The following is a 24,576-nucleotide window of genomic DNA, read 5'->3' on the forward strand; positions in this document are numbered from 1 at the left end:
TTGACATAGGATGACAACAGTTCAATGGAAATAAACTCACCTTTTACCTCAATCACCTCCATTTTTATCTCACCTTCCCTCATATACCTCATATATCGATCAATAAGGAATATTCGTAGTGACCACCTCTATTCGTCCTCACACCCATACTCAACAGCCACAATTCGCTGGTAAAAAAAACTTGAAACAAGCCGGTTTTATCGCCCTGATGCTCGGTTCCGCCGGAGGCGCCGCCGCTTTGCAAAACAACAGCCATGGCCTGGGTTTGAATAACCCGGCCCACTCCAAAAACTTAACCGACGCCTTTCATTACAACCCCCTCAACAAGCCCCTTTCCCCCCAAAAGCTGGCCCAAATGGAAGCCCTGATTCACGGCAACGAGGACATGGCCTTAACCGAAGGCAAACCCAGCCGGAAGCTATTACAAACTACCACCAACCCCCTTGATGAATTCCCCCCGCTTTATTTGCAAGATGACGCCGAAGATGTAAAGGCCAGAGAATTCTTAAAAAAACCGCCTTTCGTTCCTAAAAATATCGATCTTCTGGGCCATTTTTCATACCCAGAAAGCCGCCCCTATTATTCCGCTCCTGTTAAAGCAATGAGCGAGGCCGAATTGAAAGCCGGTTTAGAAAAAAGCCTGACCCAGCGCTTTGATGGCAATGCCAGCAAAGCCAAAAAAGCCGCTCAATTGTTTGATGACCCCATTTTAAAAGCCAAAGTTCCTAATCCCCAACTACGGGCAGCCATTGTCAATTTGGTAAAAACAGCTGGCAAAGGCGCCATTGATGTTTATAAAGGTGATGTTTTCGAAGGAGTTAAACACGATGATTTTTCGGGTAAACCCTATGAAAATGGAGATGGTGTCAGTATTTTATTACCCGGAAATACCAAGCGTAGCATTTTAATAGACCAGAAATATCAGTACGAGGACTTCCGAGTACTTTCTGCTCTAATGGTGCATGAGGCGGTTCATCAAGATAACATTAGCACCGATACTGAAGAATTGATTGCTGACACAATTCAAAACCTGGTATACGGGCAGCAGCTGGCTGAAGATCCCAGTTTGGCGAAAGTTGGCACACAGATGGCCCGCTCCAATAATGGAAAACTCATTTCATACATTAACTCCCGCGACAGCCAGGGAACTATGAGAATCTTCAGCGATCAAGGCAAGATTGTAATGCCCAAAAGCACTGATCGTCCCCAAACAAGCTTTAGCGCCTTTCGGGGAATTGACAGTTTGGAAGACGCTGAATTTACACCGGGAGATGACTATATTAAATCCGCTTTAAAGGCCATTACCGGCAAAGATGTGCCAAACCCAAATATTGACGGTGAAACGCTGGACTTGCTGGATAAAAATCAGCACAGCCTAAAGCCTGCCACCATCCTTAAAATCGCCAAAGCCCTGGATTTGGATGTGGGCGAGGTGGCATCCATCCCATCCCCAGCCGCTGCTCAACCTGCACCCGCACCCAAACAACCCGTGCCAGTGCCATCGGCTGCTAAAACGCCTGCTAAAGCACCGGCGGACAAACCCGTGGCAAGCGAAGCAGCAGCCCCTGCCAACTCACAAAGTGTGGCATCTTCACCCGCAGCGCTGGCAGAACCCCCTGCACCCGTGGTAAGCAGCGCCGCCTCTTCCATTAGCCTCCCTAAAAAGGTGCTACTGGCCTTGGGTATTGGCGCTGGCGCGCTGGGCATGGCCTAGCCCTTCTCCCATTTAATCCCTCGTGAGCCCAGTGTAAAAGCTGGGCTCACTGCCTAGCCCAGTCAAAAGCGTGCCTATCCGCCCTAACATGAACGCCAAGCGGGAAAAAGAAGGCCCTCATTCAATCAGTCCATTCCGTATGTAAACTGCTTTTACAACAAAAGACCTCAGTCCTTGACGGCATTTTAAAAAATCAATAAGATAATAAGAACAACCGATTTTTGTACGGTCGATCCATTCTTCAATTTGCAATAAAATCCACTCGGTAAATTACACATATTTCAGAAGCAAACCCGTGTTAGTGGGGTTGCTGATCGGTTAAATGGTTGGGCTGCACACGCAATAGCGTCCACAAAACGGCCATGCCCAGCAAGGCGGATAACAACGAAGCCAGCAGCACGCCCATTTTGGCATCGGTAATATAGCTTGCGGATTGAAACGCCAGCACCGAAATAAACAGCGACATGGTAAAGCCAATGCCGCCCAAAATGCCAGCCCCGGCAATCAAAGGCCACCGAACACCCTGAGGCAGCTCCGCCAACCCCAAGCGAACCGCCAACCATGAAAGCGCCAGAATGCCCAAAGGCTTGCCCAGCATTAGCCCTGCCAAAATGCCGATGCCAATGGGATGCGCCAAAACGGCAAGTGGCCCATCCGCTGGCAAAGATACACCCGCATTGGCCAACGCAAACAGGGGCAAAATGCCATAACTGACCCAAGGGTGGAGAATATGCTCCAACTTTTGCAAGGGAGACTGGACTTCCTCGCATAACAGTTCCAGTTCCTGCACACTGGCCTGATGCTCCTGGTTGGTCAGCATCATTCCAGAAACCTGAGCGCCATCTGCGGCGTTAAAGCGTTGCAAACAGCTTTGCCCCTTTTGATAAAAATCGTGCGGGTTAATTCGGGAACTGGCAGGGATGGTAAAGGCCAACAACACCCCGGCAATGGTGGTATGCAGGCCCGATTGAAGAATGGTTACCCAAAGCAGGACCCCCAAAAAGGCATAGGGCAACGGCGTATCTACCCGCAAACGGTTCAGGGCGAATAACACCAGCAACACCCCCAACGCCGATCCCAAATATTCCAGATGCAGCCCTTGAGAGTAAAACACCGCAATCAGCACAATGGCCCCCAAATCGTCGATAATGGCCAAAGCGGTCAAAAATACTTTCAGCCCCACCGGCACCCGATCCCCCAAAATGGCCAAAACGCCCAGCGCAAAGGCGATATCCGTTACCGTAGGAATACCCCAGCCCGACATATAGGCAGGATTTTGCAGGCCGGTAATCAGCACATACAACAGGGCCGGAAACAGCATACCCCCCAAAGCGGCCATAAAAGGCAGCGCCGCCTTGCGAGGGGAAGACAGCTCACCCACCCACAGCTCCCGCTTGATTTCCAGCCCCACCACAAAGAAAAAGATGGCCATCAGACCGTCATTAATCCAAAAGTGCAAAGGCCGCACAAATTCAAACTGATTCAACCTTAAGCCGAATGGCAAGTGCCACAGCCACTCATATGCTTCTCGCCAGGGGGAATTGGCCCAAAACAAGGCCACAACGGTTGCCAACAACAATAAAATCCCACCCGAGGTTTGCAATTGAAAAAATTTATGAAACGGTTTGAAAAGTATCTGCTTAAATCGTCCTGCCATCGCCCGTTCGTTTCCTGCCTGCCAAACGCTTAAGTATTTATTGTAACTGTTTCAAGCAGTATCTGCTTTCAGCCCAGCATTTGCCCAAACAACCCCTCTTTTTTCAGAACTGCCGACCGCAACGAGCCACTTACCCCTGAAAAGCGGCCCTGTTCAAGCGATCAGAAACCGCAGACCAGCCTTCTTCCATTGGAACCTGCTCTACCCAAATACAAGAAAGCTTTAAAGCATCCAGCTCCCGGAGTTTGGCATACAATTGCCTTGCGTAAGCCTGAGGCGATGCTGGCATGGTAGCCCAGGCGGCGGCATGGTCATCAATGGCAGCAGAAAAAGACAGCACCCCAATCTGTTGATCGGGCTGCAAACGGCTTAATGCCTCATTCAGCGCATTTTTACTGACTAGTTTTAAGGGCGTTCGGGGTGCGTAATGGCTGGCCAAGGTTCCGGGGGCCCGAGTGACGGAAGCGGCATTGCCGGTTTCGGGCCTGAACTCGGACTGCAAGGCGGCCTGAATTTGCTCCGGGGTAATCATACCGGGCCGGAGGATGATGGGCTGTCCATCCTGAAAAGCCACAATGGTGGATTCTACACCCACCTGACAGACGCCCCCGTCCACAATGGCATCCACATCCTGACCCAAGTCATCCCAAACGTGGGCGGCGCTAGTGGGGCTTAAGCGGCCAAACCGATTGGCGGATGGGGCTGCTATGCCGCCGCCAAAAGCCTGCAGCAAAGCCAGTGCCACCGGATGATCCGGCACCCGAAGCCCGACCGTATCCTGACCACCGGTAACCGCGTCTGGCACCCGGCTGGATCGTTTTAAAATCAAGGTTAAAGGTCCCGGCCAAAAGGCGGCAGCCAAGCGATAGGCCATTTCTGGAATCTCAACAGCCCAATCGCCCAGTTGATCCGCATGGCCTAAATGCACAATTACCGGGTGGCGGGTTGGCCTGCCTTTAACCGCGTACAACTTGGCCAAAGCATCCGCATTTTCAGCATGAGCGCCCAGCCCGTAAACCGTTTCGGTGGGAAAGGCCACCAGCCCACCCGCCTTGAGGATATCAACGGCCTGCTGAAGGTCGGCGGTTGTTAAAAAGGGAGCCTGCGGTTGAAAGGAAGAGGACATGGCCAAAAATCCAACAAACTAACTTGTAATGATAATGATATAGATGAGCCTGAACAGGATTTTGAAAGAATCAAACTCAGGACATTCCATGAATCGAATGCCACTGGTTCATGCTAACAAAAACTAAACCAGACGGCAGGTTGATCACCCGCTTAAAAATCAGGGATGATAGCGGAACATTTATAAAGCCATTGCTGAAACGCATGTTACCAAGTGGTACACTGGAGGGACGATGCTTCATTTTTTAGACACACCACCCACCCTACAAACCGGCGACACCGCCCCTGATTTCCAATTATCAGACAGTCAGGGTCAAACGTTCCAGCTGTATGAGCTGCTGAAAACCCATTGGGTGGTGCTGTTTTTCTACCCCAAAGACAACACCCCCGGCTGCACCGCCCAGGTATGCTCCTTTCGCAATGCCTACGATGATTTTAAGGACTTGGGGGCCTTGGTGCTAGGGGTGAGCGGGGATGCCAGCGAATCGCACCAGAATTTTAGCGACAGTCAAAAATTGCCTTACCCATTACTCAGTGACCCCGGCGGCGCAGTGGCCAAGGCTTTTGGCGTTAAAAAATCGCTGGGCTTGCTACCCGGAAGGGTTACCTTTGTGATCGCCCCGGATCGTAGCATCCGGCTGGCCTATTCGTCTCAGCTCAAGCCGGAAACTCATCAGCAAAAAGCGCTGGAAGTGCTAAAAACACAGGCTCAGCCGTTGTTGTAACTGTTCATAAAAGCCAGAAGGCCAAACCGCATCATGTCAGCTTCATCTCAACCTGTCATCGAAATTCAAAACCTGCATAAACAATACGGCGAGCATCAGGTCAACGCGCTGAAAGGCATCAATCTTTCCATTCAGCCCGGTGAGTTTGTGGCCCTGATGGGTCCCAGTGGGTGCGGCAAAAGCACCCTGCTCAATATTTTGGGCACCATCGATCAACCCTCACAAGGCCAAGTACTATTCCACGGAGCGCCCATTGTGGGCAAAAGCGAAAAAGAGCTGACGGATTTTAGACGCAGAGAACTAGGCTTTATTTTCCAGTTTTTCAATTTGCTCTCCACCTTAACAGTGCAAGAAAATGTATCGTTGCCGCTGGATTTGGATGACCGTTTACCGGAAGCGGAACGGCAAAAAAAAGTAAGCGCCATTCTGGACAAAGTGGGCATGAGCCATAGAGCCGACTTTTTCCCCTCCCAGCTATCGGGCGGAGAAATGCAGCGGGTGGCCATTGCAAGAGCCTTGGTACATCAACCCAAAGTCATTTTGGCCGATGAACCCACCGGCAATCTGGATACTGAAAATGGTGGCGCCATTTTGGAATTACTGAAAGGACTGGCTGGCGAAGGCGGGCCGATTATTTTGATGGCCACCCACAGCGAAGAAGCCGCCGCCTGCGCTCACCGGATTGTTCGGATGCGGGACGGGCAAATTCGCCATGAATAACTATCTCAAATGGATTCCCCGGCTTATTCTGCGCTCATTAAGCCAAAATAAGCTGAGAACCCTGCTCACCGTTTTGGGCATTGCGTTGGGCGTGGGCATTTTGTTAGCCATTAATCTGGCCAATGAGATGGCCTTGGGCAATTTCAAGGACAGCATCAACCGGGTTAGCGGCAAAAGCACCCTCACCATCTATCCCACCCAAAGCGATGTGCTGGATGAACAGCTACTGACCCAGCTTCAGTGGATTTGGATGATTCCGGGCCAAGAGCCCAGCCGGTTTTCGGCAGGAATTGAACAAACCGCTTTATGGGCCAATTCAGGAGCGGCAAATAGCCTGACAGAATCGCCAAAAGAGTCGCCGGATCAATCGCCAGAAGAATCACCGGAAGTGGTTCGCATGCTGGGGGTGGACATGCTCTCCAACCTTCAGAGCGATTCGGCAGACAATAGCCAACTCCTCAGCAGCTCCGCCAACCCCTTTGATATTTTGAAGCCCTATCACGCCTATGTGGGCGAAAATCTGGCCAAAAAACACGCCCTAAAGCCCGGTGATACTTTTAATTTGTACCTGAACGACGGGACTTCCCGCTTTACGGTAGCCGGTATCCTGTCCCGTGGGGAGTTGGGAGATGCCTACGGCGGGCAAATTGCGGTGATGGATTTATCAACCGCACAGCAAGCCTTCGGACTGCGCGGGCAAATCAGCAAAATTGATGTATTCGTACCCGATGCCGCCGTTTCCGTGGTTCAAGAAAAACTGAAACACCAGTTGCCACCTGGTGTGGAAGCCCACCGACCCACCCAAAAAGGGGAACAGGTGGAAAAAATGGTGAAATCGTACCAGTACAACCTGACCACCCTGAGTTTTATCGCCCTGCTGGTGGGGGTTTTCCTCATTTACAACACCATGTCCATCACCATTATTCGGCGCAGGCCCGAAATAGGCACCTTGCGGGCCATTGGTTTTTCCAAGCGACAAATTTTCGGATTGTTTATTATCGAAGCCCTGATTATCGGGCTGATTGGCACCATCATTGGCTTGGGCTTCGGCATCTTTTTGTCCCAGTTTGCCATTAAGGCGGTGGCCACAACGGTGGCGGCCCTATATACCGGACAAGTGCTGGATTCTTTCTCTATCAACCCCTGGCTGGTGGCCCAAGCCTTTTGCTTTGGGCTTTTTATGACCTTTGTAGGCGCTTTGGCCCCGGTGCTGGAAGCCACCGCCGTCTCTCCCGCCGAGGCCAGCAAGCGGGCCTCCTATGAATCTAAAATTTTTCAGGCCTCCGGCAAACTGAGCCTGATAGGCCTGTTGTTTGCGGCAGGCGCTTTGGGGGCCGCTTTTCAGCCCCCCGTTGCCGGATTGCCCATTTTTGGGTTTATATCGGCATTATGCGCTATTTTAGCCGCCGCCTTATGGATGCCGTTAATCCTGAAAATAGCCCTGGGCCGATTACTGCCCCTGTTGCAACAATGCTTTGGCATTGAGGCCCGACTGGCCGGATTGATTTTGCGGGGGGCTTTGGGACGCACCGCTGTTTCTGTGGCCAGCCTGATGATTGGCATTGCCATGATGGTCAGTTTGGCGGTGATGATCAGCAGCTTTCGGCAAACAGTGATTACCTGGGTAGAACAAACCCTGAAAGCCGATTTGTGGATTGAACCGGTATCCAAGTTTGACGGCAAGCAAACTGGCCGCATTCAATTGCAAGCCATCCAAACCATTCGCCAGCTTCCGGGCGTGGCGGCAGTGGATGATTTTTATGAATTCCCGATTCAGTACAAAGGCAATCCCACCAACTTGGGCATTGGTCAATTTCAGGTACTGGCCAAATACGGTAACCTGCTTTTTATTGATGATGAAAAACCGGAAGCCGTTTTAAAGCGAGTGATGACCAGCCCTTCTGTCATTGTAACTGAGGCCTTTTCTACCCGTCATGGGGTGAAAAAGGGCGAAACAATTACCTTAGCCACTCCTACCGGCTTGCAACCCTTCCGGGTACAAGGGGTTTACTATGATTATTCCAGCGATTTAGGCTACATCATCATGCCCCGGCTTTGGTACAAACAATTTTATAAAGATGATCGCATCAGCAATCTGGCTGTGTACCTGAAGCAGGGGGTCAGCGCTGAACAGGTTCGGGAAGCCATTCAAACCCGGCTGAAGGGGCAAAGCAGGCTGGATATTCGCAGCAATCAGGAACTGCGGGACAATGTGCTTCGCATCTTCGATCGCACCTTTTCCATTACCTACGCCTTGCATGTGATTGCCATTGCGGTGGCCCTGCTGGCGGTAATGAACGCCCTCTTCGCGCTGGTTTTAGAGGCCCGTCGGGAATTTGGACTTTTAAAATATCTAGGGGCCACCGACCGCCAGATTGGCAAAATTGTACTGGTTAAGGCAGGGCTGTTAGGGGTGTTTGGCACCCTCAGCGGCATGGCAGTGGGCTTTGCCTTATCCTTCCTGCTGGTTTATGTCATTAACAAACAATCGTTTGGCTGGACCATTCGCTTTGAACTGCCCTGGGTGTTTCTGTTGCAATCCTTCGCCCTGGTGATGTTCACCTCCATTGTGTCCGGCATTATCCCTGCCCGATTGGCCGCTAAAACCCCCGCCCCGCAAGTGATTAAAACGGAGTAACGTCCATGCCCTCTCTTCAGTCCATTTTAAAACGTCTGCCCTTGTGGGGATTACCCGCACTGGGCCTGATTTTGCTAGTGCCTTTTGCGCTGGGTTTTCAGTACAAGCCCGCTTTGTCCGGCTACACCTACCAATTCCCCCGAGATCACGCATCCCACGACGCTTACAAAACGGAATGGTGGTATTACACCGGCCATTTAAAAACCAAAGCGGGCAAGCGCTATGGATACGAGCTGACCTTTTTTCGCATTGGCAATGACCCCGCCATTCGCAGCAACACCCCTTCTGCCTGGAACACCAACAACCTGTATGCCACCCACTTTGCTTTAAGCGATGAAACCCAAAAAACCTTTCACTACAGTGAAAAGCTGAACCGGGCCGGTTTAAACCTGGCCGGGGCCAGAAGCGATACCTACTACGTGTGGAATGAACTCTGGTTGGCCGAATTGCTGGGAAACCAAATGGTGCTGCGGGCCAATTCCCCGGATGGCAAGCAGGAAGTTCACCTGTTGCTGGCCAGCGAGAAACAGCCGGTCATCCATGGAAAAGGCGGCATTAGCCAAAAAGCCAGTTGCGTGGGCTGTGCCTCGCATTATTACTCGTTAACCCGCTTAAAAACGGATGGCATTCTTTTGATAGACGGCAAAGCCGAACCAGTGAGCGGACTTTCATGGATGGATCACGAGTTTGGCAGCAACCAGCTTAGCCGGGAGCAAACCGGCTGGGACTGGTTTAGCGTGCAACTAAGCGATAACACCGAATTGATGCTGTACCTGCTGCGCCGGGAAGACGGCACCGTGGATCCCAACTCCAGCGGCACCTGGGTTAACGCGCAAGGCCAAAGCCGCCACTTAAACCTGAGTGATTTTAAAGTGACTGAAAGCGGCAAAAAGTGGACCAGCCCCACCAGCAAAGGCACCTACCCCATGGGTTGGCAAGTGGCGGTTCCCTCTGAAAAACTGAAATTAACCGTGACCCCCAGCTTTGAAAATCAGGAGCTTTACACCCGTGGCTCAACCAAAGTGGCTTACTGGGAAGGTAGTTCTCATGTCAGCGGCAGCCGAGCCGGAAAAGCGGTGCAAGGCGATGCTTATGTGGAAATGACCGGTTACGCCAAAGAAAGCGTGAAAGGCAAACTGTAAAAAATACGCCTTCACATTGCGGGGTTTGTTCCCGTTTCGGCTAGAATAAAGGCTGGAATGGTGGATTGATCGATGACAACAAGCGCCCTAAAAACCAAACCGAGAGAAACCCCTTTATCGCTGACGGAAGCGCAACGTTTGGCCTGCTTGCAACAAGGCTCGCCCGCCACGTCTCGAGAAGCGCTGGGCCGCTTGCTGGAAACCGCCCGCTTTGCTCTGGATTCCTTTGATGAAGACCAGTTACTCACCACCCAGGCCTCGCTGGAAGACGCCCTGATTCGCACCCTGATTGCCATGAAAAGCTTGAACATTCAACCAGAACAAGCGTTAAACAGGGCCTTGGGCCGACTGAAGAACGGCAACCCCCAAGGGGCCTTTCATATTTATGCCGATCGGGTGGAAATTCACGCCCAAGGTGAAATTAGGGGTGAATGGGTGTTATACTCCCAATCGGACTATGAGGCCGCTTTGCATTTAGCCCGTGAGCTGGGCTGTGCGGTTATCCATGAGGAATCCTGCCAGTTGGGATTGTTTCAGCATGTGCGCTTACACCAAGCAGGACAATTGAATTTGACATGATCAGACTGAACAAAGCCATTGCCGATAGCGGCTATTGCGCCCGTCGAAAAGCGGACATTTTGATTGCCCAGGGCAAAGTCCAAGTGAATGGGCAAGTGGTGGCTGAAATGGGCGCCAAGGTTGATCCGCAAGTGGATCAAATCACCGTAAACGGGCAACCCCTGAAATCGCCCCAAAAAGTTTATTTGCTGCTGAATAAGCCCGTGGGCTATGTCACTAGCCGTAAAGCGGGAAAGGCCCAAAAAAGCTTTTATGAAATGGTGCCTCAGGAGTTCCGGGCCGTGGATCCGGCAGGCCGACTGGATCAGGACAGCAGCGGGGCTTTAATTCTGTCCAACGATGGCGATTTTATTTACAAAGTAACCCATCCCCGTTTTCACCTGCCCAAAGTGTATGAAATTACGCTAGACCGCCCCCTTGAGCCAGCGGATTTGCAACAACTGAAAACCGGCGTGCTGCTCACCCCGGAAAACAAGCTGGCCAAAATGACACGGGTGGAAGTCCTAAACGGCAACCCGCCCACCTACCGGGTGGAACTGATTACGGGCTTTAACCGGCAAATTCGGCGCACTCTGATTGAACTGCGCTACCGGGTTAAAACACTGCACCGGGTATCGCTGGGCCCCGTGCAAGTTCAGGATTTGCCCATCGGGCAGCTGCGCCCCCTTACCGAAATGGAGCTGGCCAGCTTAGCGGCCTCGCCGTTGCCAGAGTAATGGCAAAAAACCGGCCAGCAAAAAAACCGGGAAACCAAACAACGCGCTCAGCAAAACCGACAGCACCACGCTGCCCAACAAAGTCACGGTCAAAAAGCTGACCCCAAATATCGTTTTTGGCGCTTGACTGTCCCCTTGAGGCTTTTTGAATAACTCAATCCCGCAGTTTGAACAATAGCGGTCGGTTTCACGGGTTTCACCTGAACAATTTGGACATGCCATCAGTACACTAACCCCCTAAAGTCCTGAAAAAAACATTAAATTCTGAAGTTCAGAGCTTCTATGCTCTTGTACGGGTGTCCCCGATAGGATAGACTAGAAACGTGAAGTGAGGGAAGCGACGGCTTTGTGAGAGATTTACGGATGTTTGTCGCCTCTTTCACAAATTAATACTAGAATGTTTACTGAGAGATCGGTTTATATCTGAGGCGCGTATGTTTGAAAGATTTACAGAAAAAGCAATCAAAGTCATCATGCTGGCGCAGGAAGAAGCGCGTCGGTTAGGCCACAACTTTGTGGGCACCGAGCAAATCTTGCTGGGTCTGATTGGCGAAGGCACTGGAATCGCTGCCAAAACCCTCAAGGGAATGGGCGTGAACCTGAAGGAAGCGCGCGCTGAAGTTGAGAAGATTATTGGCCGAGGCTCAGGCTTTGTGGCCGTGGAAATTCCGTTTACCCCACGGGCCAAAAGAGTATTGGAACTGTCGTGGGATGAAGCCCGGCAGTTGGGACACAACTACATTGGTACCGAACACCTGTTGCTGGGCCTGATTCGCGAAGGCGAAGGCGTGGCCGCAAGGGTGCTGGAAAATTTAGGCGTGGATCTGACCAAGGTTAGAAGCAACGTGATTCGTATGCTGGGTGAAACCCGAGGAGCCGCCACCACGGCTACACCGGGACGCAGCAAAACCCCCACCCTGGATGAATTTTCCACCAACCTGACCCAGTCCGCTCAGGAACAGCGACTGGACCCTGTGGTTGGTCGTGAAAAAGAAATTGAACGGGTGGTTCAAATCCTGGGCCGTCGTTCCAAAAATAACCCGGTACTCATCGGGGAACCCGGCGTGGGCAAAACGGCCATTGCCGAAGGCTTGGCCCAGCGCATTGTAAATGGCGACGTGCCGGAAATCCTGAATGATAAAAAAATCGTTCAGCTGGATATCGGCTTACTGGTTGCTGGTACCAAGTACCGGGGTGAGTTTGAAGAGCGCCTGAAAAAGGTGATGGATGAAATCCGTCAATCCGGCAACATCATTTTGGTCATTGATGAATTACACACCTTAATTGGGGCGGGTGCCGCTGAAGGGGCCATTGACGCTGCCAACATCCTGAAACCCGCTTTATCCAGAGGCGAGTTGCAGTGCATTGGCGCAACCACCATCAGCGAGTACAGAAAGCACATTGAAAAAGACGCCGCCCTAGAGCGTCGTTTTCAACCCGTTATGGTGGAAGAGCCTTCGGTGGATGAAACCATCGAAATCATGCGGGGACTGCGTGAAAAATATGAAGCGCACCACAAACTGACCATCACCGATGAAGCGCTGGAAGCGGCTGCCAAGTTGTCTTCCCGTTATATCGCCGATCGGTTTTTGCCAGACAAAGCCATTGATTTAATTGATGAAGCCAGCTCCAGAGTTCGCTTATCCTCCAGCGCCCTGCCGCCGGAAGGTAAAGTGCTGGAAAAGGACTTGAAAGGCATCATTCGCGACAAAGAACAGGCCATCCGTAACCAGGAGTTTGAGACGGCCAGCGACTTGCGTGATAAAGAAGCCGAGCTGCGGGAAAAAATCCGGGAAATGTCGGAAGACTGGAAAAAGCAGCAAGAAGACAAGAAAATTCTGGTTACCGCCGAGCATATCGCCCACATCGTGTCCAGCTGGACCGGCGTTCCGGTTTCCAAGCTAACCGAAAGCGAATCTGAAAAGCTGCTTAAAATGGAAGAGACATTGCACGAGCGGGTCATTGGCCAGCACGATGCGGTCACTGCCATTTCCAAGGCCATTCGGCGAGCTCGGGTTGGATTGAAAAATCCCAACCGGCCCATCGGTTCCTTTATTTTCAGCGGTCCCACCGGGGTGGGTAAAACCGAATTGGCCAAAGCCTTGGCCGATTACTTCTTTGGTTCTCAGGACAACATTATTCGGGTAGATATGTCCGAATACATGGAACGTCATACGGTTAGCAAGCTAATTGGCTCGCCTCCCGGCTATGTTGGATACAGCGAAGGCGGACAACTCACCGAAATGGTGCGTCGTAAGCCCTATGCGGTCATCCTGTTCGATGAAATCGAGAAAGCACACCCGGATGTGTTCAACCTGTTGCTGCAAATTCTGGATGACGGTCGCCTGACCGATTCCAAAGGCCGCAGCGTGGACTTCAAGAACACCATTATCATTATGACCAGCAACGTGGGCGCACGGGGCATCGAAAACCCGTCTCCGCTGGGCTTTTCGGTGAGCGATGATGATGAAAAGGCGCGCTATGAAAAAATGAAGGAAACCGTGATGGACGAAATGAAAAAAATGTTCCGTCCCGAGTTCCTGAACCGTCTGGATGACACCATCATCTTCCACCAGTTGACCAAGGAAGAAATTCGCAACATTGTGAATATCATGTTGCAGGATCTGATCAAGCGCTTAAGTACCCAAAGCATGGGTTTAGTGGTACCAGACGATGTCAAAGACGAGTTGGCCAAGGAAGGCTACAGCCCTTCCTACGGCGCGCGTCCTTTGCGTCGGGTGATTCAGAAGAAGCTGGAAGACGAATTGTCTGAACAGATTCTACTGGGCCGCTTTAAGGAAGGCGATAACATCGCAGCCAGCCTGAAAGATGGAGAAATCGTGTTTGAAAAAACCGATGAAAAACCCGCCCAAAAAGAAGACTCTCCCCAGGTAACCGCATAGGTTAATCATGCCAGAGGCAGATGAGTAACAAAATCAGCAAGACCAGCTACGAGCTACCACCGTCCCTGCCCGCAGGGGTGTCGGCCTTGGATATGATCCTTCCGCCACAGGTGATTCCGTTGCTGGTTTTGCTGTTATTAATTACCCCCATTGTCATCCTGACCGGAGAGAGCCTGATTATCCCGCTGCTGGAGTGGATTCGCTCCCGGATTATGGTGGCCGCCGGACAAGAGGCCACCTTTGGCGATTTACCCACCTACTTTTTTATAAAATTAGGCGCCTTTGCGGTGCTGGCTTTTTTAGGCGGATTTCAGCTTTTACTGCGCATCAAAACCATTTACTATACCGCCTGGGCCAATGCGTTTCCACGCCCTCATGCCTTGCATGTGGATTACCAAACCGACAGCAACCGGGGCATGGCCGCCCTGATTCAATGGAAAATCTATCAAGTGGCCATGGTTTGCCTGCCCCCCATTGTGATGGCTACCATTACGTTTTTGGTGGGTCTGGTGGAATTGTATTTGTTCAACACCTTTAGCGATTTATCGTTTATTGGCCTGTCTGTGCAGTTAACCATTGAACTGTTCCTGATTATGATGCTGGGCCTGTTTACCCTGTTTGCCTTTTTAAACAGCATTTGGACGGCGCTTACCTCCTTGTTTGGGGATATTGTGGCAGTTACCGAGCCAGATTTACCCAACCCGTTGATTTTGCAGCGGTGCGGGCGCATTGCCTTCTGCTCTCCTTATGTGTATGTGCTGTTTCCTGCTTATCTGCTGTTATTACTCGGTATTTTTGCGGAAATCGCATGGCTGTTAAGCAGCGTGGACATTCATGATTTCATCGGCTTCAAGGCCAATGTTTCGTTCATTTTTGGTATGGAGTTGCTCACGGTTATCTGGTATTTGGGGTTCAACTTTTTCAAGTTTTATACCTATCATCACGGGCTGTCTATTTATTACAGCAAGCTGCCTCCCCAGTTAAGAGAATGCTTTAGCCCGCCTCCGCCTACCGGCAGCGCCTCTTCTTCCGGTAACTGGTTTGCCAATCGTTTTTAATTCGGTTGCATCCGCCTGAAAATAATCAACAGCGCTTGCCGTTATTTTGCGATGCGCCATGCCCGTTTATCATTCATCACCACTGGCGGGATTGATTTTTCTGCATACACTTTCAACAGGTCTTTTGAACAGCTCCTGCAAACGCAGGATCTTTCAACAGGCCCGCTGAACTTCGCCCCCCATTGGTCGAAATGGCAAATAGAGCGAATCGGCCTGAATGTGACCGATCAGTTGAGTAAAGCCAATGCAATGGCCGGAGCAGCCTGAACTATGGTGTCTCGTATTTACACCCCGCTAATTGCCCCTTACCAGCGTTCCCAAAACGCCGGAAATGGCCGTGGCCCCATTCCTGCGGACGCGGAACCCAAACCCGGCTGGGCGCCTGCCAGCAATGAACCGACCGACACGGTTTCTGCCGGTCAATCGGCTTCCGGTTTAAAAGCGGTTCAATACAACCAGTTTCAAAAAATTCCGCTGAACGATGTCATCCATGACTTCAGAAACACCATGACCGCCTTGGGAGCGGACGAAAATACCCAGCAGGAAGTATCGGCCTATCTGAATGTGGTTCGCTATCAGGCGGGCAAGGATCAGCCCGAGGTGGGCTTTATCAAACACAGCCTGCGCACGGCGGCCAATACGCTGGATCAGTACATTGGCAAAGCGCTGGGTCAACCTTCCAAAGTGGTTAGAGAATGGGTAGATGCCTTACTGACCCAGGATATTGACTACAAAGCGGATATTTCCGCTGAAGAAACCACGGTGGCCACTCAAAAGCCTTTGCACGAAGAAACAGCGGGACAAAACCTGACGGACGCATCCGCCGAAGTGCTGGAAGCAGACGGATTGGGTTTAAAAATCTCCGCCAAATCCGAACTCAAAAGCCTGATTGAAGCAGCGAAAGCAGAGCAGCAGCAAAAGCACTATGATCGGGCCGATGAAAAGCTACAAGCCGCCCTTGATTTGCTGGCGGATAAGAACAAGCCGGAGTGGGCGGGCAAGGTTTGGGGGCTGCGGGGCAAAATTTACGATCAGGCCGGACATTGGGAAAAAGCGGTGCATGCCTATGATCAGGCCGCTCAACAGTTTGAGCAGGCGGCATTGCCCCTTAAGCAATCCAACGCCTTACACGCCATGGCCTCCATTCTGGAAGATCATGGCGATTCCCAAAGGGCCAAAGGCTACTATCAACAAGTAGCCGCACTGGACGCACTGCATGCCGACCCCCAAACCCAGCTGCGCTCGCTGAATGACCTGGGCAGCATTGCCTTGCGCACCGGCGATACCACCGAAGCGATTAAAGCCTTGCAACAAGCAGCCAGCCTAATGCCCACCCAAACCATTCCGCCGGGGGTTCGCAGCGATTTGCAAACCAATTTAGGGGCCGCTTACCGAAAAAATAGGGAATACCCCAAGGCCATTGCCAGTTATCAGCAATCACTGGGCGCAGCCAAGCAGGCCAAGGATAAGGCACGATACACCAGCGCTTTACAACAACTGGCCTCGGTGTATGTGGAAGCCAATCAGCCGGAAAACGCCATGAAGGCCATGCAACGCTTAAAGCAACTGGGCTAAACCACGCTTTATCGGGCCATCCTCGTACAAAGCTTTCAACAGAGTTTTTAAACAACAGGGCTTTAAACTGAAAGGGCGGCTTCCGAAAAAACTTTGTCCACCAACTCTTTGGCGCTGTAAGAATCCTGAACGATTTGAAAGGGCAAACCCAGAGCCTGAGAAATTTCGCTCACAGTCTTACCATCTAAAAAAGTTTCTGTAGATTGCTTAAGCATTACCGAGGGGATGATGGCCGAGCGATAACCTGAAATATCCATTTGAGACAAGGTTGACAGAATATCTTCGCCGGTAACCAAACCGGCCACGTCTACAGAATCCCCCCAAAACTGACTTTTTACGGCCAGCAAATCCACATAAAGGCCATCCACGGCGTTTAAGCGGGTGGCAATGGGTTGTAAAATCATGGCCCCCAGCTTTCCGGTTAGCAATAGCACGTTGAAGGACGGGTTCACGCTGGCTGGCAAAGTGGCTTCCAGGTTGAAAAAATCTTCCAGCAGCATGCGGGCAGTGCCTACCCCGTCATCCAGTTGCGGAAAATCCCCGTACTCGCCGTAAGCGGGCAACGGCAGCCCTGCCTTAAAGTAAAACTCATCGGAAAGAAATACAAAATCGGCGGCATCGGCATGCTGGGCCTTAAACGCTTCCACAATGGCAATCACCCCTGCGGCGCTTTGCTGATCCACGGGGGTCAGCTCCGAGAGGTGATCCCGGTATTGGGTTAAGCCTACCGGCACCACCGCCACGGACATGGCTTGAGGGCGCAAGGTATAGAGATCGCTCAAGGATTGACGCAGGCTATCCCCATCGGTCAGCCCCGGACAAATAACGATTTGGCAATGATAGGGCACTTCAAGGCTTTTCAGCCAACTCAGTTCCACCATAATGTTGCCGCCCTTTTTGTTTTTCAGGGCCACTTCCCGCACCGCTGGTACGGTGGAATGCACTGAAATATACAATGGGCCGGGACGTAAACGGGCAATGCGTTCCCGATCCCGAGGGGTCAGATTGGTGAGCGTGATATAGGTATTGGCAAAGTAGGAAAGACGGTAGTCATCATCCTTTACATACAGGCTGGCCCGTAGCCCTTGGGGTTGCTGATCGATAAAGCAAAAGGGGCAAGCGTTATTACAGGTTTTAATAGGCGTAAACACCGGAGAGGTAAAGACAATGCCCAAATCATCGTCTTCCTCTTTCTCCACCTCGTAAATTTCCTCCGAACCGTTGTTGTGCAGAACTCGCAATTCAAGGTATTCTGAACCCGAGACTTCAAACTGGTAGTCAAACATATCTTCCAGCGCATCGGAACCATTCATGGCCAGCAGCGCATCTCCGGGCTGCAAACCCAACTCCTCGGCAATACTGCCGGAAGCGATAGAGGCAATAATAGCATTCATTTTAAAGGACAACTCTGGTTTTCTCCCAGTTTGCGCTATCGGCTGATGTAAAAGTGTTTCCCTTATAAAAACCGGCTCGTCCTTAAGGCTTGCCTTATTTTTTATCTTGATTCGGGAAACCTGTTAAAGAAAGTAATGTAATACAATTTGAATTATGAGCCAAACACCACCCCCATCCTCCAAGCTTTTTATTCGCAGCGAAGTGCTGTCGGTTATTGATTTCCTGAACACTCTGGATGACCCTTCCCGACTGGAGAAAAACAAGCAGCTCAAGCGCTTGCGAACCATTCAGGATCAGGAAACCGTCCAGCGTATTTTGGTGAAAGAGCTGCAACGGGCAAGCAGTTTGCGCCTGATTCAGGTCATTTCTGAACTGTTAATGGAACTGGGCAGTATTGATAGCCTGCAAAAACCGTTGTGGGCGCTTATTGAAAACCCCAAAACCAGTGATGAGGTCAAGGACGCCGCCAATGTCATTTTAAGGCAGCTGGGCGATGAAACCGACCCCAACCTGTATCTGGACTATCTGGATGACCCGGCAGGGCTGATTAACCGGGAAACCGAGCGCATGCTAGAGGTTTCCACCCGCAACCCGGAAGCCCTGATTGATTTTATCGACTTTATTTTTTCCCTGCCGGTAGATGAGCAATGCAACCTGATCAGCTCCCTGCAAGCCGATTATCCGGTTGAGTACCTGTTGAATATCTTTTTGCCCGCCATTTTGGCCCTGCCCCCCCACCAAACCCAGGAACTGATTTTGGGTTTACTGGGTGAAACCCGCTCTAAAAAAGCGGCGTTGTTTCTGGCCGACAATCAGGACTGGTTTGCTGATGATCCCAAACTAATGAAGGTGATCAAAAAGTCCATCAACGCCCTCAAAATTGGGGGGCTTTACCGGGAAGACAAACTGGAAGAAGCCCGGCAAGAGCTGACCGAGCGGCATTCTTTGGTGGAGCAAACCGAAATTTACCAGTGTTTTGCCACCATTCCCGATGGCATTGGCAATCAGGGCATTGTCATTAGCCGGGAACGGGAAAACGGCGACATTTGCATGATGAGCGTGGCCATTAACGATTTACATGGCATTATCGACTGCTTTGGATTTTACGAGCTGTCCAAGCCGGATTTCCACAAACTGATTGAAAAATTCCATGAAGAAAACACCAAGGTTCACACCCCACCCATTTATTGCCTGCAAAAACTGCAAGCCGCCGAGGCCATCAACCACCAGCACAAATTTCGGATTCCTTATGAATACAGCTGCTGGAAAGCATTACTGCAAGACCCTGATCTGTTGACCCTGGCCCCTTTGGATGTGGCTGCCATTAGTGCGCCGTGGGCCAACCCTAATTGGCATCAAGCCAGCGTCAGCCTTTATCAGCACCCGGATTTCAGCACCTGGTTTCTGGAAGAAGGCGATCACGCAGTGGTGACCACCATTTTGGAAGATGTGCTGGATGTCTGCGCCCGCGCCATGGCCGAGGCCACCGACGCCGAAAAAAACAGCAAGCTCAAACAACTGGAAACCGCTTTTATCGCCACGCTGGATAACCTGGCGGAAGCCATGGTACATGGGCTTTTGAATAGCGAATGGAAAGCCATTTTAACCAACCGGCTGGCCGATTCCGCTTATTTGCTAATGGAGCAAAAAGCCTCCACCTTTGCCGGGTTGGCGGCCACCGAGGTACAAAAGTTGCTGACCTATCAAGGGGTAGAAACCCCGCTGGATGGCTTTATTAAGCACTATGGCCGCCGCTGCGTGGAAGAAGATTTGTTGCGCCTGAAGCAAGGGGCTCAAAGCGCTTCGGAATTGCAAAACAGCGAAGCCTTTGAGCATTTGGTAGATGCGGTTTTAACCGCCTGGGAACTGGAACCATGAGCTTAGAAGAAGATCTGTTACCCCGGCGCATTTTGGGCATAGACCCCGGAGAAAAGCGCTTGGGCTTAGCCGTCAGCGATCCGTTCGGTAACTTTGCGGTGGGACTGGATACACTGAGCAATTACGAAGGCAAGGATCTGCTGCCCGAGCTGGCCGCCATTTGTGATCGCTATGAGATTCGGGAAGTAATTATTGGATTGCCCCTGCACATGAGCGGAGAAGAGGGCATTTCCGCCCAAAAGGCCAGAGAGCTTGGCGCTATTTTAACCGAAGGGCTGAAGGTTGAAGTCGCTTTTATGGATGAACGACTAACCTCCAAAATGGCCGAGCAATCCTTGCGGGATATGGGCATTCAAAGCTCTCGCCACCGCAAAAAAGGCGTGGTCGATCAAGCCGCCGCCATGCGTATTTTGCAGGACTATCTGGATAGAAAAGCCAAAAAAGCCTTTTAAACCTGCCTTAATCGCTGCTCAAAGTAGGCAATGGTCTTTTTCAGGCCTTCTTCCAGCATGATGGTAGGCTCCCAGCCCAGCTTTTGCTTGGCCAGGGTAATATCCGGGCGGCGCTGGGTGGGATCATCCGGCGGCAGGGGCTTACGCTCAATTTTAGAAGTAGAACCAGTCAGAGCCAGCACTTTTTCCGCCAGCTGCAAAATGGTAAACTCACCCGGATTGCCGATGTTAACCGGCCCGGTAAAGTCCTCCGGGGTGTTGTCCATTAGGCGCACAAAGCCTTCCACCAAATCATCCACATAGCAGAAAGAGCGGGTTTGCTGGCCTTCTCCGTAAATGGTAATAGGCTGATTTTGCAGGGCCTGCACAATAAAGTTACTGACCACCCGACCGTCGTTAATGGCCATTCGGGGGCCGTAGGTATTAAAAATCCGTACAATTTTGACCCGAACCCCATTTTGCCGATGGTAGTCCATGCACAGCGTTTCAGCAATGCGCTTGCCTTCATCATAGCAACTGCGAGTGCCAATGGGGTTCACGTGTCCCCAGTAGCTCTCATGTTGGGGATGCTGTTCAGGATCTCCATACACCTCAGAAGTAGATGCCTGAAAAATTTTGGCCTTGGTGCGCTTGGCCAAACCCAGCATGTTGATCATGCCCAGCACATTGGTTTTAACGGTTTTTACCGGATTGTACTGATAATGCACCGGGGAAGCAGGACAAGCCAAATTGTAAATCTCATCCACTTCCAGCAAAATCGGCTCAATCACATCATGGCGAATCACTTCCAGGTACTTGTGATCCAGCAAATGCACAATGTTATCCTTGCTGCCGGTAAAAAAGTTATCCAGACAAATCACTTCATTGCCTGCATGCAGCAGCCGTTCCGTAAGGTGAGAGCCAATAAAGCCAGCCCCACCCGTAATTAAAATTCGTTTTTTCATACGCCAGTACGCTCCCGTTGGGCTTCTGTTTCATCCACTTCCACGCCGTCCACCCCCGGACGGCCTACACAGTAGTATTCAAATCCACGACGGCCCATGCGCTCAATCTCGTACTGATTGCGGCCATCGAAAATTACAGCCCGCTTCATCAGCTTTTTCATCTTGTCGAAATCGGGACGGCGGAACTCGTTCCATTCGGTCACCAGCAAAAGCGCGTCCGCTTCTTCCAGCGCTTCATAGGCGGTTTCCGTATAAGCAATTTGATTGCCAAAAATTTGACGGGCCACCATGCTGGCCTTGGGATCAAACGCCCGAATTTTGGCCCCTTTGGCCAGCAATGCCTCAATAATGGTTTTGCTGGGCGCTTCCCGCAGGTCATCGGTTCTGGGTTTAAAGGCCAGTCCCCATAGGGCAAAGGTTTTGTCTTTCACATCCCCTTCAAAGTAGGCCAAAATCTTGTCGATAAAATCGAGACGCTGCTGATCATTCTTTTGATCCACCGCTTCCAGAATATTCATCTGGTGGCCATTCTCCTGACCGGTTTTAATCAACGCTTTCACATCTTTTGGGAAACAGGAACCCCCGTACCCCAGCCCCGGAAACAAGAATTGCGGCCCAATGCGGTTATCCGTGGAAATGCCGGTACGCACCATGGAAATATCGGCACCCACTTTTTCGCAAAGGGTACTCATTTCGTTGATAAAGGAAATTTTAGTGGCCAAAAAGGCGTTGGCCGCGTATTTGGTCATCTCGGCGGATTTAATATCCATGTTGATGATGGGGTTGCCGGTGCGTAAGAATGGCCCGTAAAGCTCTCGCATAATGTCAAAAGCCCGCTGGCTATCGGCACCAATCACCACCCGATCCGGCTTCAGAAAGTCATCCACCGCAGCACCCTGCTTCAGGAACTCCGGGTTGGACACCACGGAAAACTCGTGTTTAGTTGCTTCAGCCGCAATAGTACGAATTTGATCGGCGGTCCCCACTGGCACTGTACTTTTGGTCACAATCACCCGGTAACCGTCCATGGCGCTGGCAATTTGACGAGCCACCCCCAATACGGCGCTTAAATCGGCGGAACCATCTTCTTTTTCTGGGGTTCCCACCGCAATGATGCAAATCAGGGCTTTTCGCACAGCTTCGTCCAAGTCCGTGGTGAAAGATAAGCGCTCTTCCTTGGTGTTGGAGCGGATCAACTCCTCAAGCCCCGGTTCATAAATGGGAACATGGCCTTGGCGCAAAGCTTCAATTTTAGCGGGATTGTTATCCACGCAAACAACATCGTTCCCCATTTCAGCCAGACAGGTTCCAGCCACCAAGCCTACATATCCGGTGCCAACAACGCATACTTTCACAAGGAAGTGCTCCATCTTCAAACCAACCAGTACGTTGATTTCCATTCTAACGCAATGAAGGCGTTCGCGTGAAAACCCGAAAGCTTTTTTGAATTGACACCACAGCAGCATAAGTACTAAAAGTGATGACATCTGTCTTAAATTAAGACATTTACCTTGTCGAAATTCAGGTGAACACTAAAACTCATGAAGCTAAGTTCGCCATTATTAATGCTTAATAAACTACGCAATAAAAAAGCTTAAAAACTTCCAAAATTGACTACATGACTGAGCAGCCAGCAGCAGATGGAGAAGTCAGTGATTCAAGTTCTATTGGATTGTGCAGAGTGCTGCGGCTGCAGCTGTTTTGACTGCTGGAACAACAACGCAGACAGCTGCAACTTTTGCACCATGATAAAGGCCATCTGAGAGGTCCTTTTGGACAGCTATTGCTAGCTCTTGCCTCCGGGCTTCTTCTTCTTGCTTCCGGACTTCTTCTTGCCTCCTGACTCTGCTTTCATCCTCTGCTCTTTGCTTTCTGCGCTCATTTTCTACATCAATATCTTTTGCGCCCTGATTTAGTAAATAATTCGCCACACGGGAGTGCCCTTTGCGTGTGGCTCGCTGCATTGCCGTAAGACCATGGAAGGGATTTACGTTATCTTTATCAGCACCCGCTTGAAGCAAAAGCGTAACAGGTTCAAGATGACCATTTCCAGCGGCCTCCCAAAAAGGCGTGCTGTGATTCCCACCATTTTTAACATCTGAATTTTTGTCTAATTCGGCTCCCGCTTTAATGAGCCTCTTCACACTGGACGCATGTCCTTTTCGGGCAGCATGCCAAAGTGGCGTTTTTTGGTGGGAGTCTGCTTGATTGACATCCGCGCCCACATCCAGCAAGTATTCAATCAATTGAGTATCACCCCGCTTCGCGGCAGCCTGGAGCGCCGTTTTACCCTTGGCGGTCGTTCCATTGACACTGATATATGAACCGATCATACTCTGGACTTCAGTATTTTCTCCTTTTTTGGCATGGCTAACCAGCTTCTCAATTTTTTCCGGGCTTTTATCGGGCGGGCTAATCAGGGATTCAGCCAGTTTTTTCGCATTCACGCCAGCGATTCCCAACCCGGCCAGAGTGGTGGGATGGGTAATATAAGGAGATGAGATATAAAACATGGGAAGAATATACGCCCCGGTAACAGCGACACCAGTGCCAGTAGCCACGTTATTCAACAGAGTTTTCCGCTCCAGATAGGCCTGATTTAAGGTGCGATTGAGGGTATCTCGGGCAGACTGAGCTGCTTGACGTTGCAGAGCTTCGGATTTCAAAAACCGATCCGCCGCCTCATCTCCTTGTTCTTTTACAATGGTTTGGAACATTGCCCAAAGCTCTTTATCATTTTTAACACCTGCTGTAACTGCCTTTGCCCTCTCTGCTGCAAAAGAACCCAAATATTCGTCAAAACTGTTATTACCAGAAAATTTAATATTTTTTAAATTAGTGGAAAGTACTTTTTCATTTTGTTTTGAAGGGTTGCAAGTAGAAGAAAATGACTTTATGTTCATAGTTTAATATCCTGTTTAAAGTTAAAATTTGACTAGATTTTTAAGTTTGGAAAACATATTTTTAAAAAATTCTTTAATTGGTGTCCAGATAAAATACTCAAATACTTTATGAGCCGGTAATTTGGAGGCTTCTTTCTCAAATTCGTCGCACCCTGCATTCAATATAGATGTAGCAAAGGCTCCAGAGAGTTTTTCAGATGCAGAAGGTTGGGGTGGTTTGGGCTGCCCACCAAAGCGGGGTTCTCTAGCCGGTCGGGAAAACCGGGTAGAGGGAACAGTTCTGCTAACCGTGGAATCAATCATCTGGAAAATCTCTTTAAGTCATGATTACTTTAAATAAAGTAGTCAATAAGTCAATAGGGAGCTTTAAAATTTAGGGTCGCTTGAGTATCACTTAGATAAAACCACTCAACCCATTTGTTTGCTAGCCAGCTCGATAATCGTTCTCAAAG

The 24,576-nt window shown here is 50.6% G+C and carries 19 protein-coding genes; 12 read left to right on the forward strand and 7 right to left on the reverse strand.

Annotated elements, in window-relative coordinates; all coding sequences use genetic code 11:
- Positions 1-118: 118 nt before the first annotated feature.
- A complete protein-coding gene (locus ACEW81_RS02735; RefSeq protein ID WP_373531433.1) occupies positions 119-1,714 on the forward strand; it encodes a hypothetical protein in 1,596 nt (531 codons plus the stop codon).
- A 298-nt stretch (positions 1,715-2,012) separates the two neighbouring features.
- On the opposite strand, the gene nhaA is transcribed toward ACEW81_RS02735, so the two are convergent.
- Positions 2,013-3,371 carry a Na+/H+ antiporter NhaA gene (nhaA, locus tag ACEW81_RS02740; RefSeq protein ID WP_373531434.1) on the reverse strand — a complete coding sequence of 453 codons (1,359 nt, stop codon included), beginning with the start codon at positions 3,369-3,371 and terminating at the stop codon, positions 2,013-2,015.
- Positions 3,372-3,501: 130 nt separating this feature from the next.
- Positions 3,502-4,497, reverse strand: coding sequence for an L-threonylcarbamoyladenylate synthase (locus ACEW81_RS02745; RefSeq protein WP_373531435.1), 996 nt, complete (start codon positions 4,495-4,497; stop codon positions 3,502-3,504).
- Between the two features lie 232 nt (positions 4,498-4,729).
- On the opposite strand from ACEW81_RS02745, the gene ACEW81_RS02750 reads away from it, so the two are divergent.
- The 9 genes from ACEW81_RS02750 to ACEW81_RS02790 all read left to right on the forward strand — a co-directional run bounded on the left by ACEW81_RS02750 (position 4,730) and on the right by ACEW81_RS02790 (position 16,552).
- The gene (locus tag ACEW81_RS02750) at positions 4,730-5,221 is read left to right on the forward strand and encodes a peroxiredoxin (RefSeq protein WP_373531436.1); all 492 of its coding nucleotides are present in this window, start codon (positions 4,730-4,732) and stop codon (positions 5,219-5,221) included.
- A 33-nt stretch (positions 5,222-5,254) separates the two neighbouring features.
- Positions 5,255-5,941 (forward strand): ABC transporter ATP-binding protein, encoded by a 687-nt coding sequence (locus tag ACEW81_RS02755; protein WP_373531437.1) that lies wholly within the window; start codon positions 5,255-5,257, stop codon positions 5,939-5,941.
- Positions 5,934-8,579, forward strand: coding sequence for an FtsX-like permease family protein (locus ACEW81_RS02760; RefSeq protein ID WP_373531438.1), 2,646 nt, complete (start codon positions 5,934-5,936; stop codon positions 8,577-8,579). The genes ACEW81_RS02755 and ACEW81_RS02760 overlap by 8 nt, the downstream gene beginning before the upstream one ends.
- Positions 8,580-8,584: 5 nt before the next feature.
- Positions 8,585-9,721 (forward strand): lipocalin-like domain-containing protein, encoded by a 1,137-nt coding sequence (locus ACEW81_RS02765; protein ID WP_373531439.1) that lies wholly within the window; start codon positions 8,585-8,587, stop codon positions 9,719-9,721.
- 72 nt (positions 9,722-9,793) lie between these two features.
- Entirely contained in the window at positions 9,794-10,300 is a 507-nt protein-coding gene (locus ACEW81_RS02770) for a hypothetical protein (protein WP_373531440.1), read from the forward strand.
- Complete coding sequence (locus tag ACEW81_RS02775) at positions 10,297-11,016, forward strand: pseudouridine synthase (RefSeq protein ID WP_373531441.1); 720 nt, start codon at positions 10,297-10,299, stop codon at positions 11,014-11,016. The genes ACEW81_RS02770 and ACEW81_RS02775 overlap by 4 nt, the downstream gene beginning before the upstream one ends.
- Positions 11,017-11,450: 434 nt before the next feature.
- Complete coding sequence (locus tag ACEW81_RS02780) at positions 11,451-13,919, forward strand: ATP-dependent Clp protease ATP-binding subunit (RefSeq protein ID WP_373531442.1); 2,469 nt, start codon at positions 11,451-11,453, stop codon at positions 13,917-13,919.
- 20 nt (positions 13,920-13,939) lie between these two features.
- Positions 13,940-14,977, forward strand: a complete 1,038-nt coding sequence (locus ACEW81_RS02785; protein WP_373531443.1) for a hypothetical protein — start codon at positions 13,940-13,942, stop codon at positions 14,975-14,977.
- A 270-nt stretch (positions 14,978-15,247) separates the two neighbouring features.
- Positions 15,248-16,552 (forward strand): tetratricopeptide repeat protein, encoded by a 1,305-nt coding sequence (locus ACEW81_RS02790; protein WP_373531444.1) that lies wholly within the window; start codon positions 15,248-15,250, stop codon positions 16,550-16,552.
- Positions 16,553-16,614: 62 nt separating this feature from the next.
- On the opposite strand, the gene ACEW81_RS02795 is transcribed toward ACEW81_RS02790, so the two are convergent.
- The gene (locus ACEW81_RS02795; RefSeq protein WP_373531445.1) at positions 16,615-17,946 is read right to left on the reverse strand and encodes a DUF512 domain-containing protein; all 1,332 of its coding nucleotides are present in this window, start codon (positions 17,944-17,946) and stop codon (positions 16,615-16,617) included.
- 154 nt (positions 17,947-18,100) lie between these two features.
- Here ACEW81_RS02795 and ACEW81_RS02800 point away from each other — a divergent pair, with 154 nt between their 5' ends.
- A complete protein-coding gene (locus ACEW81_RS02800; RefSeq protein WP_373531446.1) occupies positions 18,101-19,825 on the forward strand; it encodes a hypothetical protein in 1,725 nt (574 codons plus the stop codon).
- Positions 19,822-20,277: a Holliday junction resolvase RuvX gene (gene ruvX, locus ACEW81_RS02805; RefSeq protein ID WP_373531447.1), complete on the forward strand. Its 456-nt coding sequence runs from the start codon at positions 19,822-19,824 to the stop codon at positions 20,275-20,277. Before ACEW81_RS02800 ends, ruvX begins: the two co-directional genes overlap by 4 nt.
- On the opposite strand, the gene ACEW81_RS02810 is transcribed toward ruvX, so the two are convergent.
- The 4 genes from ACEW81_RS02810 to ACEW81_RS02825 all read right to left on the reverse strand — a co-directional run bounded on the left by ACEW81_RS02810 (position 20,274) and on the right by ACEW81_RS02825 (position 24,427).
- A complete protein-coding gene (locus ACEW81_RS02810; protein WP_373531448.1) occupies positions 20,274-21,221 on the reverse strand; it encodes a UDP-glucuronic acid decarboxylase family protein in 948 nt (315 codons plus the stop codon). The genes ruvX and ACEW81_RS02810 overlap by 4 nt on opposite strands.
- A complete protein-coding gene (locus ACEW81_RS02815) occupies positions 21,218-22,576 on the reverse strand; it encodes a UDP-glucose dehydrogenase family protein (protein WP_373531449.1) in 1,359 nt (452 codons plus the stop codon). The genes ACEW81_RS02810 and ACEW81_RS02815 overlap by 4 nt, the downstream gene beginning before the upstream one ends.
- 309 nt (positions 22,577-22,885) lie before the next feature.
- The gene (locus ACEW81_RS02820; RefSeq protein ID WP_373531450.1) at positions 22,886-24,124 is read right to left on the reverse strand and encodes an ankyrin repeat domain-containing protein; all 1,239 of its coding nucleotides are present in this window, start codon (positions 24,122-24,124) and stop codon (positions 22,886-22,888) included.
- Between the two features lie 21 nt (positions 24,125-24,145).
- Positions 24,146-24,427 (reverse strand): hypothetical protein, encoded by a 282-nt coding sequence (locus tag ACEW81_RS02825; protein WP_373531451.1) that lies wholly within the window; start codon positions 24,425-24,427, stop codon positions 24,146-24,148.
- Between the last annotated feature and the right edge of the window lie 149 nt (positions 24,428-24,576).

This window comes from Vampirovibrio sp. (assembly GCF_041737375.1).
GTDB lineage: Bacteria > Cyanobacteriota > Vampirovibrionia > Vampirovibrionales > Vampirovibrionaceae > Vampirovibrio.

Bases quoted from the DNA above. Each gene is read 5' to 3' on its own strand.
- nhaA (WP_373531434.1), bottom strand. From the start codon at position 3,371: ATGGCAGGACGATTTAAGCAGATACTTTTCAAACCGTTTCATAAATTT.
- ACEW81_RS02820 (WP_373531450.1), bottom strand. From the start codon at position 24,124: ATGAACATAAAGTCATTTTCTTCTACTTGCAACCCTTCAAAACAAAAT.
- ruvX (WP_373531447.1), top strand. From the start codon at position 19,822: ATGAGCTTAGAAGAAGATCTGTTACCCCGGCGCATTTTGGGCATAGAC.
- ACEW81_RS02760 (WP_373531438.1), top strand. From the start codon at position 5,934: ATGAATAACTATCTCAAATGGATTCCCCGGCTTATTCTGCGCTCATTA.
- ACEW81_RS02755 (WP_373531437.1), top strand. From the start codon at position 5,255: ATGTCAGCTTCATCTCAACCTGTCATCGAAATTCAAAACCTGCATAAA.
- ACEW81_RS02790 (WP_373531444.1), top strand. From the start codon at position 15,248: ATGGTGTCTCGTATTTACACCCCGCTAATTGCCCCTTACCAGCGTTCC.
- ACEW81_RS02750 (WP_373531436.1), top strand. From the start codon at position 4,730: ATGCTTCATTTTTTAGACACACCACCCACCCTACAAACCGGCGACACC.
- ACEW81_RS02785 (WP_373531443.1), top strand. From the start codon at position 13,940: ATGAGTAACAAAATCAGCAAGACCAGCTACGAGCTACCACCGTCCCTG.
- ACEW81_RS02810 (WP_373531448.1), bottom strand. From the start codon at position 21,221: ATGAAAAAACGAATTTTAATTACGGGTGGGGCTGGCTTTATTGGCTCT.
- ACEW81_RS02745 (WP_373531435.1), bottom strand. From the start codon at position 4,497: ATGTCCTCTTCCTTTCAACCGCAGGCTCCCTTTTTAACAACCGCCGAC.
- ACEW81_RS02765 (WP_373531439.1), top strand. From the start codon at position 8,585: ATGCCCTCTCTTCAGTCCATTTTAAAACGTCTGCCCTTGTGGGGATTA.
- ACEW81_RS02775 (WP_373531441.1), top strand. From the start codon at position 10,297: ATGATCAGACTGAACAAAGCCATTGCCGATAGCGGCTATTGCGCCCGT.
- ACEW81_RS02800 (WP_373531446.1), top strand. From the start codon at position 18,101: ATGAGCCAAACACCACCCCCATCCTCCAAGCTTTTTATTCGCAGCGAA.
- ACEW81_RS02770 (WP_373531440.1), top strand. From the start codon at position 9,794: ATGACAACAAGCGCCCTAAAAACCAAACCGAGAGAAACCCCTTTATCG.
- ACEW81_RS02825 (WP_373531451.1), bottom strand. From the start codon at position 24,427: ATGATTGATTCCACGGTTAGCAGAACTGTTCCCTCTACCCGGTTTTCC.
- ACEW81_RS02780 (WP_373531442.1), top strand. From the start codon at position 11,451: ATGTTTGAAAGATTTACAGAAAAAGCAATCAAAGTCATCATGCTGGCG.
- ACEW81_RS02795 (WP_373531445.1), bottom strand. From the start codon at position 17,946: ATGAATGCTATTATTGCCTCTATCGCTTCCGGCAGTATTGCCGAGGAG.